Genomic DNA, 16,012 nt, shown 5'->3' on the forward strand with positions numbered 1-16,012 from the left:
GGATTACAAGACTATGAAAACCAAGATAAAGGAAACCTTTCTTCAAGACAAAACGGTAGCGTTGGCGGCTTTATGGTAAAACATATGATTGAAAGTTATGAACAAGGTTTACAATAATTGGTAAACTAAAAACATAAGAAATCATTTTTTGAAAATACCATAAAAGTATTATTCCCTTACGGTTAAAAGGCTAGCAGGACATGTATACACTATATATATGTTCTGCTGGCTTTTTTATTAAAACATTTGAAAGAGCAAAATTTGATGATATAGAAAAATTGATTAATATACGGAATATGAGCTTCTATGAAGATTATATTAAATATATAGAATATTCAGGATATACAATTATAGAAGAGTATATGGATGGTTCTGTAAAGCTAGCGCTATTTGAAAAGAAAATGAAAACAGGAAAATAATTAAAGTTAATTTTCAAGTAGGAAATAAAACTAAAGTTAACTAATCCAAGCTAGACATTCTACATTTGCTAACATTTTTATAGAGTATTATTTGTAGCAATGGTTAATATATTATTGCCAGGCAAAATAAATTTTTTAAGGGAGGTAGATTCATATGGCTTCAAGCAATAGTGGAAGAAACAGAACTTTAGTACCAGAAGCAAAAGCAGGATTAAACAGATTAAAAACTGAGGTTGCTTCAGAAATTGGGTTAAGTAACTATGAAAGCACAGACAAAGGAAATCTTTCTTCAAGACAAAATGGTAGCGTTGGCGGAGAAATGGTAAAAAGAATGATAGAAAGCTACGAACAAGGACTCTAAAAAATAAATAAAAGTGAATGCACTAAGTGTTAACTTAGTGCATTCATAAATTATGTTTTAAATCAATAGATTTATTTTAAAGTATAAAGAAAAGAAATTATATTTGATTAAAAGGATCCTAGTAAATTAAATAGGATTCTTTTTATGTTGATAAAAACAGAGAAAAAGTGTATAGTATTAAATTGTAAAATATAGAAAGAGGAAAGAAAACATGAATGAGGCTTTAAATGATTCACTATTACTTTGTCCTGTTTGCAAGGATAAGTTAACTAAAGATACACTAAAGAAAATGTATAAATGCGCTAATAATCATACTTATGATATAGCAAAAGAGGGATATGTAAATTTATTAATTAGTAATCAAAAAAGTAGTAAAAATCCAGGAGATTCTAAGGAAATGGTTTTAGCAAGAATAGACTTTTTATCTAGGGGTTATTATTCATTATTATCCAATAAGATAAATGAAATAGCAGCTGAATTTTTAGGTAAGAATACGAGTAATAAATTTAATATAATGGATTTAGGCTGTGGGGAAGGATACTACTTAACAAATTTGAAAACATATTTAGATGAAAAAAATATAAGAGCTGATTATTATGGCATAGATGTTTCGAAAGATGCAGTAAAATATGCAAGTAAAAGCAATAAAGAATGTGTTTGGGTAGTTGGAAACAACTTTCGCATTCCTGCAGATGATAAATCTATAGATTGCATACTTTCAGTATTCAGCCCTATAGAAATAAATGAATGCAATAGAGTTTTAAAGGATGAAGGAGTATTCATAAGAGTGCTTCCTAGAACAAATCATTTAATACAGCTTAGAGAAATTATTTATTCAGAAGTGAACTTAAATAATAAAACATATACAGCTGACACTAAAGAAAATGAATATGTTAAGGAAAGTAATGTTACTTTTGATATAACTTTAAATAATGAAGAGATAATGAGTTTGCTTAAGATGACACCACATTATTGGAAATCAACTCCAGAAAATAAAGAAAAATTAGATTCAATTGAATCTCTTGTAATTACTATAGACATGCGTATAGGTGCATTTATAAAGAAAAATAATTAATCTTAAATGGTAATAAAAAAGACACTTATAATAGTGTCTTTTAAGAAAAATAAACTTCACCTTTGCCAACTATTGCTATCCTAAAGTCAGGATCAATGGATAGTAGTTCATATTTTGGAGAGTTAGGTTCCATTCGGATTGATTGATATAAAGAATGATTTTTATCAAAAACTAGTACGTATACACTATCAGTACTAGAAACATTTTGTATAGTATAATTACTTTTAGATGAAAGATTGAAATCTGATGCCTTATAAAAGCCTTCCTTAAAAATATTTCCAATAGCTTGAGCCATTACAGTAATCATATTTAAAAATAAACATAATACAATTAAGAAGGAAATAAAAAACTTCTTCATTAAATTATACCACCTTTCAGCCTTATTGTGCGTAGTGAATATTTTAATTATGCATGCATATAAAATAGTGTTAAAATTTTATTTCAGTATAATAGAAAACTATTTATGAGATAGAGACATCTCCATTTCCAACAATAACAATCCTGTATTCAGGCTTAAGAGGCGATAAATTATATTTTGGAGATTTTGGTTCAATACGTAAAGATTGTTGAACAACATTATTTTCATTAAAAATAAGTACATAAACGCTATCATTAGCAGAGGTATTTTGAATAGTATAAGTTTTATCCTCTGAAATATTTAAATCAGATGCTTTATATAAACCTTCCTTAACACCACTCACTTGTGCCAAAGGAGAATTTATGATCATATTAAATGATATATATAGTGTAATTAATAAGAACATAATTAACTTTTTCATAAATATAAAACCCACCTTTCGATGTTATTCTCTGTAATTAGCTTTAAATTATACATATGATATAGAACAACCTATCTCTGTAGCGTCGAAAACATGAGAAAACTAAAGGAAAAGAAAAATAGAATATGGAAAAGGATGAAAATAAGATATATAATAGATATAAATGTCTAACGATTTAAGCAAGCTACTAAACTAAAGAGAGTTGTAGGGAATTGAATGGTTAAAATAGAATTTTCATATATAATAATTAGAGAAAAAATATTTTATAATGAATAGATAAAGCCGAACACAGAAGAGGGTGAAAATTTTGAAAAAGTTTGATTATAGAGGTCTGACTGGTGAAATAGTTACTAAAGATAGCTTTAACTATGAGGAAGATAGAAAAGCTTGGAATAGAGGGATTGAAAAATATCCATTAGTAATTGTTTATTGCAGTAATAAATATGATATTAGTAATGCAATAACTTGGGCAAAACTAAATTTACTGGAGATTAGAATAAGAAGTGGAAGGCATCATTATGAAGGGTATTCAACAGGAAACGATATTGTTATTATTGATGTAAGTAAGATGAATAAAATAGATGTAGATGAGGAAAAGAGTGTTTTTAAGATACAAGGGGGAGTTAGAAACAGAGAGTTGTATGAGGTTTTAGGAAGTAAGCATTATCCTTTTCCAGGAGGTGGATGCCCGACTGTTGGTGTTACAGGATTAGTCTTAGGCGGGGGATGGAGCTATTCCAATAGGCTATTTGGATTAGCATGCGATAATTTACTTGAAATTGAAATGGTTAATTATGAGGGAAAGAAAATAACTGCTTCAGAAAAAAACAATGAAGATTTATTTTGGGCTTGCAGAGGAGCTGGTGGAGGAAATTTTGGAGTAATTACAAGTATGACCTTTAAGCTTATTCCAAAAATTGAAATGGTAACATTAATAGATATAGATTTTGCAGATATTGAGTTTCAAGAAATACTTAAAATATTTGAAATATGGACTGAGTTTTTTAATGGACTGGATAGACGAATTAATTTAAAAATGGGCATGTATAATTCAAAAGTAAAAGGAAAAGGAGTACGTATTACGGGATTATTTTATGGCAATAAAGAAGAAGCTAATAGGACTTTAGAGCCATTTAATAATATCTCAGAAAAGGTTAAATTTAAATTGGAATATCTTAATATATTAGAGGCAAATAGAAAAATTCAGGATAGTCATCCACCTTATGAAAAATTTAAGTCATCCGGAAGATTTGTATATAATGATTATACTAAAAGAGATATGAAGGAAATTATAAAAATTATAGAACATAGGCAAGAAGGATCAATATACAGTGCTATTTCACTGTATGGATTAGGTGGAGCAGTTAAGGATAGAAAAGATAATGATACGGCTTTTAATTATAGGGGTGCAAAATTCATAATGGGGTACCAATCTGTTTGGGAGGACTCAAAGTATGCACAAATAAATAAAGAATGGGTAATAGAGAAACTTAATTTTATAAAAAAGTATACTTTAGGTTCATATATTAATTTTCCTTTGGCAGAGCTTGATGATTATGAAAGAGAATATCATGGTGAAAATATAGAAAAATTGAGGAAAATAAAAAGTAAATACGATCCTTATAATATATTTAAGTTTCCGCAAGGAATAAAAATTTGTTAGGAGCTTAGTAAAATAAAAATTTCTTTGCAAAGAAACATGGATTTTTGAGAATAATAAGCAGAAATTCATGTTTTTTTATTATTAATAAAATACTGCCAAGTTATGTAATAATAATGCCATTTGCTTATTAAATGTTTACAATAAATAAATAATAACATATACTTTATTTTGGAACCGTTTCTGAAAACTGGATTAGTATTAATTTAATTTCAGAATAGTTTAATATATGGGAAATTTTAGAGTAAAGGAGATTAATTATGGAGTTGACGTATAGATTTGGAAGAGGATGCTGGAGAACAATAAAAGAAGGTAATGAAAGAGAATGGATGATAGGGAACGGTCTTGGCGGTTATTCAGGACAAACTATTATTAATAGTGGATTTAGAAGTCACCATGGATACTTGATAGCATCATTGAACCCACCAGTAGAGAGGTATGCCATTTTGTCAAAAATTCAAGAGAAGATTGCGGTAGATGGAAGAGAGTATGATTTAGCTTGCCAAGAATACTACAATCATAATACTAAAAATGGTTATGAGTATCTTCAACGCTTTATTTTTGATTCAATTCCTCAATATATTTATCAAGTGGAAGATATTAAATTAAAGAAAACTATAGCTATGGAATATGGACACAATACAGTTGTAATATGCTATGAAATAGAAAATGGCAATAGCGAATCCCAAATTACTATAACACCACTGTTTACATATAAAGAAGCAGGCTCAAAAATAGAAACAAATGATTTAAAATTTGCAACTCAACTAAAAGGAAATATTTTAAAATTATATCCACATAAAAATAATCAAATCACAATAAGTTTTATGGCATCAGATGGCGAATTTAAAAACAGAATTTTAAATGAATCAAATAATAATTTATTATTTGAAGAAAATCATTATTATGAGTTTGAATATAGAACTGGAAATGAAGGGCTAGATAATCATTATACACCTTATGATATAGTAATAAATTTACAGCCTTTTGAAACTAAAAAGTTTTATTTGAAATGTACCATAGAAGAAATCGATGAAAAGGATGGATTTACTATTACTGAAGAATATAAAAATAGAGCTAATGAACTTATGAAACTTTCAGGATACTCTGATGCTCTTGCTTTAAATTTGGTAAAATCAGCAGATCACTTTATTGTAAATAGAAACAGTACAAGATTAAAGACAGTACTTGCAGGATTCCCTTGGTTTGTTGATTGGGGAAGAGATACAATGATAGCATTTGAAGGATTAACATTAGCAACAAAAAGATTTAAAGATGCAAGAGAAATTTTAGAATCCTTTGCTCAATATGTAAGAAATGGACTTGTACCAAATGTTTTTGCAGATAAAGGAACTCAACCATTTTATAACACTGTAGATGCTTCTTTATGGTATGTGCAAGCTGTATATAAATATTTACAATATACTGGAAATGAAAGTGATTTTAAATTTATAAAGGATAAAATATTTGATAAATTAGTTGAAATTATTAACGCATACTCTAATGGTACTGATTTTTCTATTTACATGGATGAAGATTGTCTTATTCATGCAGGAAGCGGATTAGATCAGGTAACATGGATGGATGTAAGAGTTGGCGAATTAGTAGTTACTCCAAGGCATGGTAAACCAGTAGAAATAAATGCTCTTTGGTACAATGCTCTATGTATTATGGATTGGTTGTGCGAAAAATTTGACAAAGATAAAGGAAACTATAAAGATTTGGCTAAAAAAGTTAAGGAATCATTTAACAAAAAGTTCTGGAATTCAGATGAACAATGTCTATATGACGTTGTTGATGATAATGATGGAAAAGTTAGACCAAATCAAATTTTGGCAGTTTCATTACCATTCACAATGCTTGATTTAGAAAGAGAAAGAAAAGTTGTATACAAAGTGTATAAAGAACTTTATTCAACTTATGGAATAAGATCTTTATCCTTTTTAGATGAAGAATATAAAGGTGAATATACTGGGGCTTTAATGAAAAGGGATCTAGCTTATCATATGGGAACTTCATGGGGCTTTATTACAGGTGCATTTATATCAGCATATTGTAAGGTGAATAATTATTCTAAAGAAGCAGTCTACAGGGCAAAAGAAATGTGTGAAGTTTTTGAAGATCATATGAATGATGGGTGCATCAACGGAATAGCTGAAGTATTCGATGGAGACTTTACCGCTACAAGCAGAGGGTGTTATAGCCAAGCTTGGAGCGTAGGGGAAGTTTTAAGAGCCTACACTAATGATGTGTTACCTTTCCTATAGCGACAATTCTTTAAAATCATAAAAAATAACCTGGAATTTTTGTTGTATATAATGTATCCATACAATTGTCATAATTTACATGTGGTGTTATAATAATCTCAGTATTTTCATATAAAAACAAATATTACTAAGGGGGCATTGTATGGAAAACAAAAATTCAACGCTTATTAAAATAATACAAACAGGAATACTTGCGGCATTATGTTTTGTTTCATTTACTTTTCTTTCAATTAAAATACCAGTTGGTGGAGGTGACGCAGTTTCATTGCATATTGGAAATGCATTTTGCGTTTTAGCTGCATTACTTTTAGGTGGAGTATATGGAGGCTTGTCAGGGGCTATAGGTATGACAATATCAGATTTACTTGATCCAACATATGCAATAGGAGCACCAAAAACTTTTATATTGAAATTATGTATAGGCTTAATAACAGGATTAATTGCTCATAAATTTGCTAAAATTGATCAAAGTAATGATACAAAATATATAGCTAAGTGGGCGTTAATTGCTTCAATTGGTGGATTAGCTTTTAATGTTGTTTTCGATCCTCTTGTGGGATATTTTTATAAACAATACATTCTTGGACAACCTCAGCAGGTAGCAGAAGTATTAGCAAAGTTTAGTGTTTTTGCTACTTCTGTTAATGCAGTAGCATCAGTGATACTAGTAAGTCTTATTTATAATGCATTAAGGCCGATTTTAACAAAATCAGGATTATTATTGCCTGTAAGCAAAAGTGAATCTGTAGCTAATCAGTAGCTGATTAAAAATATTAATTAGAATATATTTATGAAAGTACAACTCAAAAACATCAAAATCTAACGTTTAGATTTTGATGTTTTTTCTTTTAAGTATGCATTATTAGTGATTATAGTTATAAATTGTTGCATTAATAATATAAATAAGAACGGTTTTATTATAATGAGAATAGTATAATATATCCATTGTTAACTAAAGATTATAAATTGATTTTACGAAGTAGGTGCAAAAATGATTTTTGAATTTGATCAGATTATGTTTGATGTTGCGCGAGGGTATTATAAATATATTGGTTCAGGTTCAAGTAGGCGGGTATATGATTTGGGAAATGGGTATGTAATTAAAATTGCAAAAAATGATGCTGGAATTGCACAAAATAAATCTGAATATAAAATTTCAGTTAAAGATCATTCAAATTTATTTGCGAAAGTAGTACAGGCCTCTAAGGATTATAGATTACTAATAATGCAAAAAGCGAAAAAAGTAAATAGCATTTTATCTATATGGAGATATTTTAATGTTACGAATAAAAAAGAATTGTTTAACTCAAAAGAAATACAAAATCTTAAGAGAAAATACAATTTATTGTTAGGCGATTTTAATAGAGAAAGCAACTGGGGAATAATTAATGGAAAGCCTGTAATTATAGATTATGGCTTTACAAGAGAAGTTAAATCAAGATATTACTAATATTTTGATATATGAAGCAGGATATACAAAGTGTATATCCTGATATATTATATAGAAAACTGTTTTTTTGACCATGCCTCAATTATCTTTAATGCAGGAACCAATTCTTGTCCTTTCTCAGTCAATAAATATTCAACTCTTGGAGGTATTTCAGCATATATATGTTTTGTTATTATTTCGTCATTCTCAAGTTGTTTTAAGGATTCGCTTAAAACCTTTTGACTTACTCCGCATGTAATTCTCTGTAATTCCAAAAACCTTTTTGGCCCATCAGATAAATGACATAGTATCACAGCTTTCCACTTTCCGCGTATTGTTTCAAAACCTAAATCTAAAGCACATATGTATGATTTGCCATTATATTCTATCAAAATATCATCACCTACAAATAAATTAGTTATGAATAATTATATTATAAAATAGAGATATTTAAAATAGAAATTGAAAGTAAAGATTTTATTTTGCTCATTAATGCAGATAATAACATAATTCATACTTTAAAGTAAGTTAACTAACTTTAAAGTGCCTACTTGTTGCAATATTATTTATTAAATATACTGTATTTAGTATCATGAGGTACAAGTAATAAAAGGATAGGTGATGGAAATGAAAGTAGTGGCATTTAATGGAAGTCCTAAAAAGGAAGGAAATACATTTCATGCAATTAAAATGGTAGCAGATGAACTTGAAAAAGAAGGAATAGATGTAGAAATTGTTCATGTGGGTAATAAGGTTATAAGAGGATGTCTCGCTTGTAATGGCTGTGTAAGAAATCAAGATGAAAAATGTGTTATACAAGATGAAGTAAATGAATGGATTCAAAAGATGAAAGAAGCAGATGGCATAATATTAGGTTCACCTGTTCACTATTCAGCTCTAGGGGCTACAATGAAAGCATTTTTAGATAGGGCTTTTTATGTTGCAAGTTCAAATAATTCGATGCTTAGACATAAAGTTGGAGCTTCTGTTGTTGCCGTTAGGCGCTCAGGTGGTGTACCGACTTTTGAACAATTAAATAATTATATTAATTATTCTGAGATGCTTATGCCAACATCAAATTATTGGAATGTTATACATGGAACAGCACCAGGAGAAGTTAAAGAGGATGAAGAAGGAAGACAAGTAATGAGAGTCCTAGGCAAAAACATGGCATGGCTCATGAAACTAGTTGAGTTAGGAAAGGGAAAAATTGAAGAACCAGAAAAAGAGGATAAAATCTTTACAAATTTTATTCGCTAATTTAATAATGCCCATATTTAGTTAAAAAGAATAGATAAAAGAAAGAGTTGCATTAATATCTTGAATTAACGCAACTCTTTTAGTATATAAAATATATCAATTAAATCTATAATCCTGCAGATATAAGTCTTTTTCTTATTTGAGGTCCAATAAGGGCTGCAATTACCATTTTTATTAAGTCTCCTGGAATAAATGGAAGTACACCAGCTGCTAATGCTTTGTTAAATGGTATATGTGCCACATATGATAACCATGCTGTACCAAATAAGTATGTAACAACTGTACCTAGAACCATTCCTAAGAAACACATATAAATTTTATCAGTAAATTTATCAATAAATAAGCCGCTTATAAAAGCCATAAAAGCAAATCCAATTAAGTATCCACCAGTTGGTCCAGCTAATTTAGGAAAGCCTCCAGAAAAGCCTGAAAATACTGGCAAACCTATAAGTCCTATAAGAAGATATACCATATAACTAATAGTTCCTTGTTTTTTTCCTAATATATATATTGCAAAATAAATTGCAAGATTAGTTAATGAAATTGGAACTAATCCTATTGGAAGTGAAAGTGGTCCTAAGACACAGATAACAGCAGTCATAACTCCTATTAATGTTAATTGTCGTGTATTCATTTTAGTTGTATTCTCCATAGTTAAATCTCCTTTATTTATATATTGATGCAAATAATTTTATCGACTAATATCAAAACCAAGCTCTGCAAGCATAACTTTATCTTGGTATGTATTGCTTCCAACAGTTGTTAACATATCACCAGTAATTGTAGCATTTGCACCAGCTTTAAAAATTTGTTTTCCACCATTAGCAAAATAAGTTCTACCCGCTGCCATACGAATATAAGCAGTTGGATTTATTAAGCGAAAAATTGCAATTGTTCTTAAAATATCTTCTTCAGAAATTCGTTCTAAATTTTCAAAGGGTGTGCCTTTTATAGGCATTAAAACATTAATTGGTACTGATATAACATTAAGTTCTGATAAACTTAAGGCCATGTCAATTCTATCTTCCCAAGTTTCACCCATTCCTATAATTCCACCTGAACAAACTTTTAATCCTGATCTTTGAGCTAGTTTGATTTCATTAATTTTATCTTCATATGAATGAGTAGTGCATATATTAGGAAAATTATTTTTTGAAGTTTCAATATTTGCATGATACATTGTAACCCCAGCTTCCCGTAAACGAGTAAATTCTTCTAGTGATAATAAACCATGTGATGCACATAAGTTAAGTGAGCATTCTTCATGCATTTTTTTATAGGCTTGTATAGCTTTTTCAAAATCATCACCAGTTAATGCTTTTCCAGCAGTAACAATAGAATATCGATGCACCCCGTTTGCTTCATTTTTTTTACAATCTTCTAAGATAATATCTGGATCTAAAAAATCATATTCTTTAACATGTGTTTTGTGATGACTAGATTGAGCACAAAATTTACAGTTTTCGCTGCATCTGCCGCTACGCCCATTAATTATAGTACAAAGATCTACCTTATCACCGCATAATTCCTTTCTAATTTTATCAGCACCGTTGCATAGCTCCTCTAAATTAACAGATAATAAAAATTCTAAATTATCGTTTCTGGTCAAACGTCTTCCATTAATAATTTCTCTAACTAAGTTTTCCATATTAGTTCACCCCGCCCCAATTTGTTAAAATAAATATAAATTTAGTATATAGTTAAATTTATATATTGTCAACTTATAAATACTATTTAGTTAACAATAAGATGGGGTATATTAATTAGGTTAATATAGTGCCCATTCGGGTTACTACTTCATATTATGTATTATAAAATATAAGAGGTGAGTAAAAAGATGTTAACAATAGATATAAAAGCAAGATTAAAAAACAAAGCTTTTTGGGTTGCTATGGCTAGCGCTTTAGCATTATTAATTCAGCAGCTAGGATTAAATATAATTCCAGGCAATTTTTCCGAAATTGTTAACACAGTTCTAACGATTTTAACTATGCTAGGAATATTAGTTGATCCTAGTACACCAGGTATAAGTGACCAAAATAAAGCTATTACTGAGGAAGAAAATAAAACTTTATAAAAAATAGAATAACAATAAATGATGTTTCTATAGACAGCTGATTGAGTAGAAATACCTTATCTGCTTTTAATTTCTATAAACTTATTAAGCTTGTATTAAGGAATTGTAATTATAATAAGCATTGCTGAAAGTTTTTTTCACATTTGTAGGGTAGTGAACAGTAGAAATACTGTTTGCTATTCTTCAATTATCTATGAAAAATTGGATTAAGATATTTTTAAGACTCACAATAAAAAGGAAAATATTTTTAGTAATTTATTATCTGGTAATTAAATTACTAGATTTTTTTTATCAATATAATTTGAGGGTGAAATATAATAAGTAGAAAAAATCCCAGGTGAAAAATGAGACTTCTAATATAAAATAATTTTGTGCATATGAGAATTAGTTACTCCAATATTGTATCACCAGTGAATTGTTGTTTGTTTTATCTAATTTTGTATATAATTCAAGATCATATAATTATTAATTTTGATTTGGGAAATATTCGTGAAATAATTGAAGGAAATTGACAAAATAAGACGAATAAGAATTAATGTTAAATATTTTAATTTTAATAAATGAATAGGAAAGGGGTTGAGGATAAAGATGTTAATATATATTAGAAAAAAGATAAATTCAAAATTAAAGAAAAATTTATTTATGTATGAAAGCGTTAAAATATGTTTGATATACTTGATATCTGGATTTATTTGGGTTTACTTCTCAGATAGAGTTGTAAATCAACTTTTTAATAATAGAAATGTTATTTTATCAGTTAATACGTATAAAGGATTTATATATGTTATTATAACTTCGTATATTCTTTATTTATTAATTGCAAGTTTTTTGAAAAAAATCTCACTTAGAGAAAAACAGCTTAAAGATAGCAATAAAGAACTTGAGGAATATGTAAGTCAATTGGCTACAAGTGAGGAAGAGTTAAGAATTCAATATAAGAAAATATGTGAAGATGAACAGCGATTAAGTAAAAGTGAAGAAAAAAGCAAAGCAATAATTCAAGCTATTCCAGATACGTTGTTCATAATTAACGCTGATGGTGTTTTTATAGATTGTGAATCTAGTGATTATAATAATTTGCTAATGCCAAAAGAAGTTTTCATTAATAAAACCATTGCTGAGATTATGCCAAAAGAAATAGCAGAATTAGCTTATGAGAATTTAAAACTAGTGTTTGAAAGTGGTAATTTACATAGTTTTGAATATAAATTAATCAACAAAGATTTAGAAGAGTATTTTGAAGTAAGGATGGTAAAAAAAGGACAAAATGAAGTTCTGGCTATATTAAGGGATATTACAATGCGAAAGCAGTTAGAAAAAAACTTAGAATATTTAAGTTACAATGATCAATTGACTGGTGTAAAGAATAGAAGATTTTATGAAGAAGAATTAAATAGATTAAATTTTAAAGAGAACCTACCGTTTACTATCGTTTTAGGTGATGTAAATGGATTAAAACTAATTAATGATTCTTTTGGTCATGCTGTAGGAGATGAACTTATTAAAAAAGTTGCAGAAATAATAAAAAAAGGCTGCCGACCACAAGATATTATTGCAAGAATAGGTGGTGATGAGTTTGTTATTTTGTTATCAAATACAGACGCAAGTGAAACAGAGCAGATTATTAAAAAAATTAATAATATAGCTAAGCAGGAAAAAGTCCAAAATATAGATATATCAATATCTTTTGGTTATGAAACCAAAAGGAATATGAATGAAGACATTAAGGAAGTATTTAAAAAAGCTGAGGATTATATGTATAAGAGAAAACTTTTCGAAAGTTCATGCATGAGAGGAAAAACTGTTAACACTATAATGAATACTCTTAATGAAAAAAATGAAAGGGAAGAGCAACATTCAGTTAGAGTTTCTGATTTATGTAAAAGTATGGGGGAAAATCTTGGATTTAGTGAAAAAAATGTATATGATCTTAAAACTGCTGGACTGCTGCATGATATAGGTAAAATAGCTTTGGATGAAAATATTCTTAATAAGCCTGGTAAGCTTTCTGATGATGAATTTGAAGAAATTAAACGTCATCCTGAAATAGGATACAGAATACTAAATACAGTTAATGAAATGTCTGAAATAGCAGAATATGTTCTATTACATCATGAAATGTGGAATGGAGATGGATATCCTAAAGGATTAAAAGGAGAAAATATACCAATTGAATCAAGAATTATAGCCATAGTAGAAGCATATGATGCTATGACTAGTGAAAGAAGTTATCATAATGCAATAACGGAAAAGTATGCAGCAGAAGAACTACAAAGGAATGCAGGAATTCAGTTTGATCCTGAATTAGTAAATGTATTTATAAATAAAGTATTAAACAAAAAATGATAATCTTTAATCTAACTAGAATCACTAATTACGCTCTAATTGAAGTGGATTTTGTTGCTCAAATATTGAACGTTATAATATTATCAACCTATAAATTAAAGAAGGAAATAGAAACATTAATATAATAGAAATCATATTATGCATTAGTTAATTCTATTGGAGGCAGAAAAGCGTGAATCTGTTACGGGATAATGATATATATAACTCGAAGGATGATGACAGAGCAGGATGTGATAATGAATTGAGAGTTTTTGGAAAGGGGATTGTAAGTGTAAAACCTGATTCAGCAGAAGCCGTAGTTGGTGTTATAACGGAAAATATACAATTGCAAGCAGCACAGGAGGAAAATGCCAGAATAACAACGCAAGTTATAAATAGTCTAGTGGAAATAGGAGTGTTACCTAAATATATACAGACTGAAAATTATAATATAAGGGCAAATTATGATTATATTAATGGAAGGCAAGTTTTTAGAGGCTACGAAGTAAGTAATAACTTGAAGGTTCTAATTAATGATGTTAATTTTGCTGGGCAAGTAATTGATACTGCAGTAAGAAATGGTGCAAATACTGTAAGTGGTATTACCTTTATTGTATCTAATGAAAGTAAGTTTTATTATGAAGCATTAGGGCTAGCACTTGAAGATGCTCAAAATAAGGCTGTTGTTATAGCTAATGAACTTAAAGTTAAAGTAAATATTATACCAATTAAAATAAACGAACAATATAAGGGAAATATAACTCCATTACCAGTAATGACATTTAAAAGTACAAGTGCTGGTACGCCTATTGAAGCTGGTGAAAACAAAATAACTGCAGATATTGAAGCTGTGTTTATACTATCAGAATAGTAGTCGTTATTTAATTAACTCTATCAAATAAAAAAATGCCAATGTTAAATTACAAAAAAACATTGGCATATAATATGTAAAATTAAGTGAGCAAATACAACTATGTTAATTGCACATTAGAGTTTATCAAATTCATTATCTCATTGACACCTTTTTTATATCCTCCTGCATCTCTTAATGATTTACCAATCTTTTCACTATTAATTTTAAAATTGTTATCTGAAAGAATCCTAGTTACTGATTGATTTAATATTTCGGATGTAATTTTATCTTTTTCTATTATAATTCCAGCACCAAGTTCTGCAACTCTGTTAGCTACAAAAGGCTGATCAACAGATTGAGGAATAAGAATTAATGGTAAATCATAATATAGGCCTTCATTTGTACTATTCATACCGCCATGAGTAATAAATAAATCTGCGTATTTCAAAATTTCAAGCTGAGGTACGTAGTTTCGTACAATAAAATTTAAGGGGATACTTTTAAATTCATTTATATTAATTTTTTTGCCAACAGACATAACAACTTGGACATTCATATTTTCAAAAGCCTTAAAACAGCTTTCATAAAATTCAATAGAATTATTAAAGATAGTACCTAAAGAAATATAAATAATTTTTTTGTCCTCATTATTGTTAAGAACAATATCAGTATCTTCTCTTCTATCAGCTATGGATGGGCCAATGAATTTATAAGTTTCATCAAAGCTTTCCCCAAAAGGTTGAAAGTATCTAGAAGTATACACAAGGTTGACTAAAGCTTTTCTAGTAAATCTAGTAGATAAACTAGGAAATTCTATGTTATATTTATCGTGTAATTCATTAACAAAATCTAAGTAAGTTGAACTATTTAGTATTTCTTTTATCTTTGGTTTCATTTCTTCAAATTTAGGTTTAAATTTTTCAGCATATGACGATTTAGTTATACTAGCTATTAATTCTTTATTAATGGCAAAGGTAGTAGTAGAGGAGATAGTTGGAACTCTTAATACTCTTCCTACTTCTTGACCTAAAATAAAGGATGAATCATAAATAACATAATCAAATTTTTCATTTGAATTAAAAATCACTTCTAGAATTTCTCCCAAAGTCCTCATTGCATCTGATAATGCTTTATTGTTCTCTAAATCTAATTCGTTGCTTATAAAATTAGAAATATTAAATAAATTTTTATGTCCTTTAAATTTAGCACCCGTCTTTTCAACTTTTTCTCTAAATTCTTCACCAGCAATATACGTAACATCTTCACCTCTGTTAATTAATTCCTTAACTATACCGATAGTAGGATTAATATGTCCATGACCTAACATATTTACAAACAAAGCCTTTGACATTATATCACTTCCTTACCTTAGTAAATTAAAATGAACATACTGACTTGAAATCGTACTCTCTAATATTGTTTGACTTAAGAAATATAATATGTGATGTATATTTTAGTTTATATGGATTTGATTGATTTGTTAATTAAAAAAGCTAAAAAATGTGCT

General features: G+C 28.5%; 18 protein-coding genes. 12 read left to right on the forward strand and 6 right to left on the reverse strand.

Translation table 11 applies throughout. The features are described 5' to 3' along the window. The 4 genes from COL3_RS10530 to COL3_RS10545 form a co-directional block, all read left to right on the forward strand. Window positions 1-117, forward strand: a 117-nt coding sequence (locus tag COL3_RS10530) for an alpha/beta-type small acid-soluble spore protein (RefSeq protein ID WP_143327535.1), incomplete at its 5' end; no start/stop codon positions are given. Window positions 118-200: 83 nt separating this feature from the next. Continuing rightward, window positions 201-419, forward strand: a complete 219-nt coding sequence (locus COL3_RS10535; protein ID WP_008421397.1) for a hypothetical protein — start codon at window positions 201-203, stop codon at window positions 417-419. A gap of 154 nt (window positions 420-573) precedes the next feature. After that, the gene (locus COL3_RS10540) at window positions 574-780 is read left to right on the forward strand and encodes an alpha/beta-type small acid-soluble spore protein (protein ID WP_008421399.1); all 207 of its coding nucleotides are present in this window, start codon (window positions 574-576) and stop codon (window positions 778-780) included. 211 nt (window positions 781-991) lie between these two features. Continuing rightward, complete coding sequence (locus COL3_RS10545) at window positions 992-1,855, forward strand: putative RNA methyltransferase (RefSeq protein WP_008421401.1); 864 nt, start codon at window positions 992-994, stop codon at window positions 1,853-1,855. Window positions 1,856-1,895: 40 nt separating this feature from the next. Here COL3_RS10545 and COL3_RS10550 read toward each other — a convergent pair whose 3' ends face one another. Beyond that, window positions 1,896-2,213 (reverse strand): hypothetical protein, encoded by a 318-nt coding sequence (locus COL3_RS10550; RefSeq protein WP_008421402.1) that lies wholly within the window; start codon window positions 2,211-2,213, stop codon window positions 1,896-1,898. A 103-nt stretch (window positions 2,214-2,316) separates the two neighbouring features. Beyond that, entirely contained in the window at window positions 2,317-2,634 is a 318-nt protein-coding gene (locus COL3_RS10555) for a hypothetical protein (protein WP_008421404.1), read from the reverse strand. Between the two features lie 307 nt (window positions 2,635-2,941). Between COL3_RS10555 and COL3_RS10560 the strand changes: the two genes are divergently transcribed. The 4 genes from COL3_RS10560 (at window position 2,942) to COL3_RS10575 (ending at window position 8,011) form a co-directional block, all read left to right on the forward strand. After that, window positions 2,942-4,297 (forward strand): FAD-binding oxidoreductase, encoded by a 1,356-nt coding sequence (locus tag COL3_RS10560; RefSeq protein WP_008421406.1) that lies wholly within the window; start codon window positions 2,942-2,944, stop codon window positions 4,295-4,297. A gap of 257 nt (window positions 4,298-4,554) precedes the next feature. Beyond that, window positions 4,555-6,561 carry an amylo-alpha-1,6-glucosidase gene (locus tag COL3_RS10565; RefSeq protein WP_008421408.1) on the forward strand — a complete coding sequence of 669 codons (2,007 nt, stop codon included), beginning with the start codon at window positions 4,555-4,557 and terminating at the stop codon, window positions 6,559-6,561. A 142-nt stretch (window positions 6,562-6,703) separates the two neighbouring features. Continuing rightward, window positions 6,704-7,321, forward strand: a complete 618-nt coding sequence (locus COL3_RS10570) for an ECF transporter S component (protein ID WP_008421409.1) — start codon at window positions 6,704-6,706, stop codon at window positions 7,319-7,321. 231 nt (window positions 7,322-7,552) lie between these two features. Then, the gene (locus COL3_RS10575) at window positions 7,553-8,011 is read left to right on the forward strand and encodes a hypothetical protein (protein ID WP_008421412.1); all 459 of its coding nucleotides are present in this window, start codon (window positions 7,553-7,555) and stop codon (window positions 8,009-8,011) included. Between the two features lie 47 nt (window positions 8,012-8,058). Here COL3_RS10575 and COL3_RS10580 read toward each other — a convergent pair whose 3' ends face one another. After that, window positions 8,059-8,382: a helix-turn-helix domain-containing protein gene (locus tag COL3_RS10580; RefSeq protein ID WP_008421413.1), complete on the reverse strand. Its 324-nt coding sequence runs from the start codon at window positions 8,380-8,382 to the stop codon at window positions 8,059-8,061. Between the two features lie 235 nt (window positions 8,383-8,617). Here COL3_RS10580 and COL3_RS10585 point away from each other — a divergent pair, with 235 nt between their 5' ends. Then, on the forward strand, window positions 8,618-9,250 hold the full coding sequence (locus COL3_RS10585) for a flavodoxin family protein (protein WP_035283007.1): 633 nt from the start codon (window positions 8,618-8,620) through the stop codon (window positions 9,248-9,250). A gap of 106 nt (window positions 9,251-9,356) precedes the next feature. On the opposite strand, the gene COL3_RS10590 is transcribed toward COL3_RS10585, so the two are convergent. Further along, on the reverse strand, window positions 9,357-9,902 hold the full coding sequence (locus COL3_RS10590) for a biotin transporter BioY (RefSeq protein WP_008421419.1): 546 nt from the start codon (window positions 9,900-9,902) through the stop codon (window positions 9,357-9,359). A gap of 39 nt (window positions 9,903-9,941) precedes the next feature. Beyond that, on the reverse strand, window positions 9,942-10,898 hold the full coding sequence (bioB, locus tag COL3_RS10595; protein ID WP_008421422.1) for a biotin synthase BioB: 957 nt from the start codon (window positions 10,896-10,898) through the stop codon (window positions 9,942-9,944). A 189-nt stretch (window positions 10,899-11,087) separates the two neighbouring features. Between bioB and COL3_RS10600 the strand changes: the two genes are divergently transcribed. The 3 genes from COL3_RS10600 to COL3_RS10610 all read left to right on the forward strand — a co-directional run bounded on the left by COL3_RS10600 (window position 11,088) and on the right by COL3_RS10610 (window position 14,523). After that, window positions 11,088-11,327: a phage holin gene (locus COL3_RS10600; protein ID WP_008421424.1), complete on the forward strand. Its 240-nt coding sequence runs from the start codon at window positions 11,088-11,090 to the stop codon at window positions 11,325-11,327. Window positions 11,328-11,915: 588 nt separating this feature from the next. After that, a complete protein-coding gene (locus tag COL3_RS10605) occupies window positions 11,916-13,673 on the forward strand; it encodes an HD domain-containing phosphohydrolase (RefSeq protein WP_008421426.1) in 1,758 nt (585 codons plus the stop codon). A 172-nt stretch (window positions 13,674-13,845) separates the two neighbouring features. Then, window positions 13,846-14,523 carry an SIMPL domain-containing protein gene (locus COL3_RS10610; protein WP_008421430.1) on the forward strand — a complete coding sequence of 226 codons (678 nt, stop codon included), beginning with the start codon at window positions 13,846-13,848 and terminating at the stop codon, window positions 14,521-14,523. Between the two features lie 100 nt (window positions 14,524-14,623). Here the strand turns inward: COL3_RS10610 and COL3_RS10615 are convergent, their stop codons facing one another. Further along, window positions 14,624-15,856 carry a macrolide family glycosyltransferase gene (locus tag COL3_RS10615; protein ID WP_008421432.1) on the reverse strand — a complete coding sequence of 411 codons (1,233 nt, stop codon included), beginning with the start codon at window positions 15,854-15,856 and terminating at the stop codon, window positions 14,624-14,626. Window positions 15,857-16,012 lie beyond the last annotated feature (156 nt).

Source organism: Clostridium sp. LS, assembly GCF_002760435.1.
Taxonomy (GTDB): Bacteria; Bacillota; Clostridia; order Clostridiales; family Clostridiaceae; genus Clostridium.

What these genes read in the sequence shown, in the direction of transcription:
- COL3_RS10535 (WP_008421397.1), top strand. Translation starts at nt 201, where the DNA reads ATGTATACACTATATATATGTTCTGCTGGCTTTTTTATTAAAACATTT.
- COL3_RS10540 (WP_008421399.1), top strand. Translation starts at nt 574, where the DNA reads ATGGCTTCAAGCAATAGTGGAAGAAACAGAACTTTAGTACCAGAAGCA.
- COL3_RS10545 (WP_008421401.1), top strand. Translation starts at nt 992, where the DNA reads ATGAATGAGGCTTTAAATGATTCACTATTACTTTGTCCTGTTTGCAAG.
- COL3_RS10550 (WP_008421402.1), bottom strand. Translation starts at nt 2,213, where the DNA reads ATGAAGAAGTTTTTTATTTCCTTCTTAATTGTATTATGTTTATTTTTA.
- COL3_RS10555 (WP_008421404.1), bottom strand. Translation starts at nt 2,634, where the DNA reads ATGAAAAAGTTAATTATGTTCTTATTAATTACACTATATATATCATTT.
- COL3_RS10565 (WP_008421408.1), top strand. Translation starts at nt 4,555, where the DNA reads ATGGAGTTGACGTATAGATTTGGAAGAGGATGCTGGAGAACAATAAAA.
- COL3_RS10570 (WP_008421409.1), top strand. Translation starts at nt 6,704, where the DNA reads ATGGAAAACAAAAATTCAACGCTTATTAAAATAATACAAACAGGAATA.
- COL3_RS10575 (WP_008421412.1), top strand. Translation starts at nt 7,553, where the DNA reads ATGATTTTTGAATTTGATCAGATTATGTTTGATGTTGCGCGAGGGTAT.
- COL3_RS10585 (WP_035283007.1), top strand. Translation starts at nt 8,618, where the DNA reads ATGAAAGTAGTGGCATTTAATGGAAGTCCTAAAAAGGAAGGAAATACA.
- COL3_RS10590 (WP_008421419.1), bottom strand. Translation starts at nt 9,902, where the DNA reads ATGGAGAATACAACTAAAATGAATACACGACAATTAACATTAATAGGA.
- bioB (WP_008421422.1), bottom strand. Translation starts at nt 10,898, where the DNA reads ATGGAAAACTTAGTTAGAGAAATTATTAATGGAAGACGTTTGACCAGA.
- COL3_RS10600 (WP_008421424.1), top strand. Translation starts at nt 11,088, where the DNA reads ATGTTAACAATAGATATAAAAGCAAGATTAAAAAACAAAGCTTTTTGG.
- COL3_RS10605 (WP_008421426.1), top strand. Translation starts at nt 11,916, where the DNA reads ATGTTAATATATATTAGAAAAAAGATAAATTCAAAATTAAAGAAAAAT.
- COL3_RS10615 (WP_008421432.1), bottom strand. Translation starts at nt 15,856, where the DNA reads ATGTCAAAGGCTTTGTTTGTAAATATGTTAGGTCATGGACATATTAAT.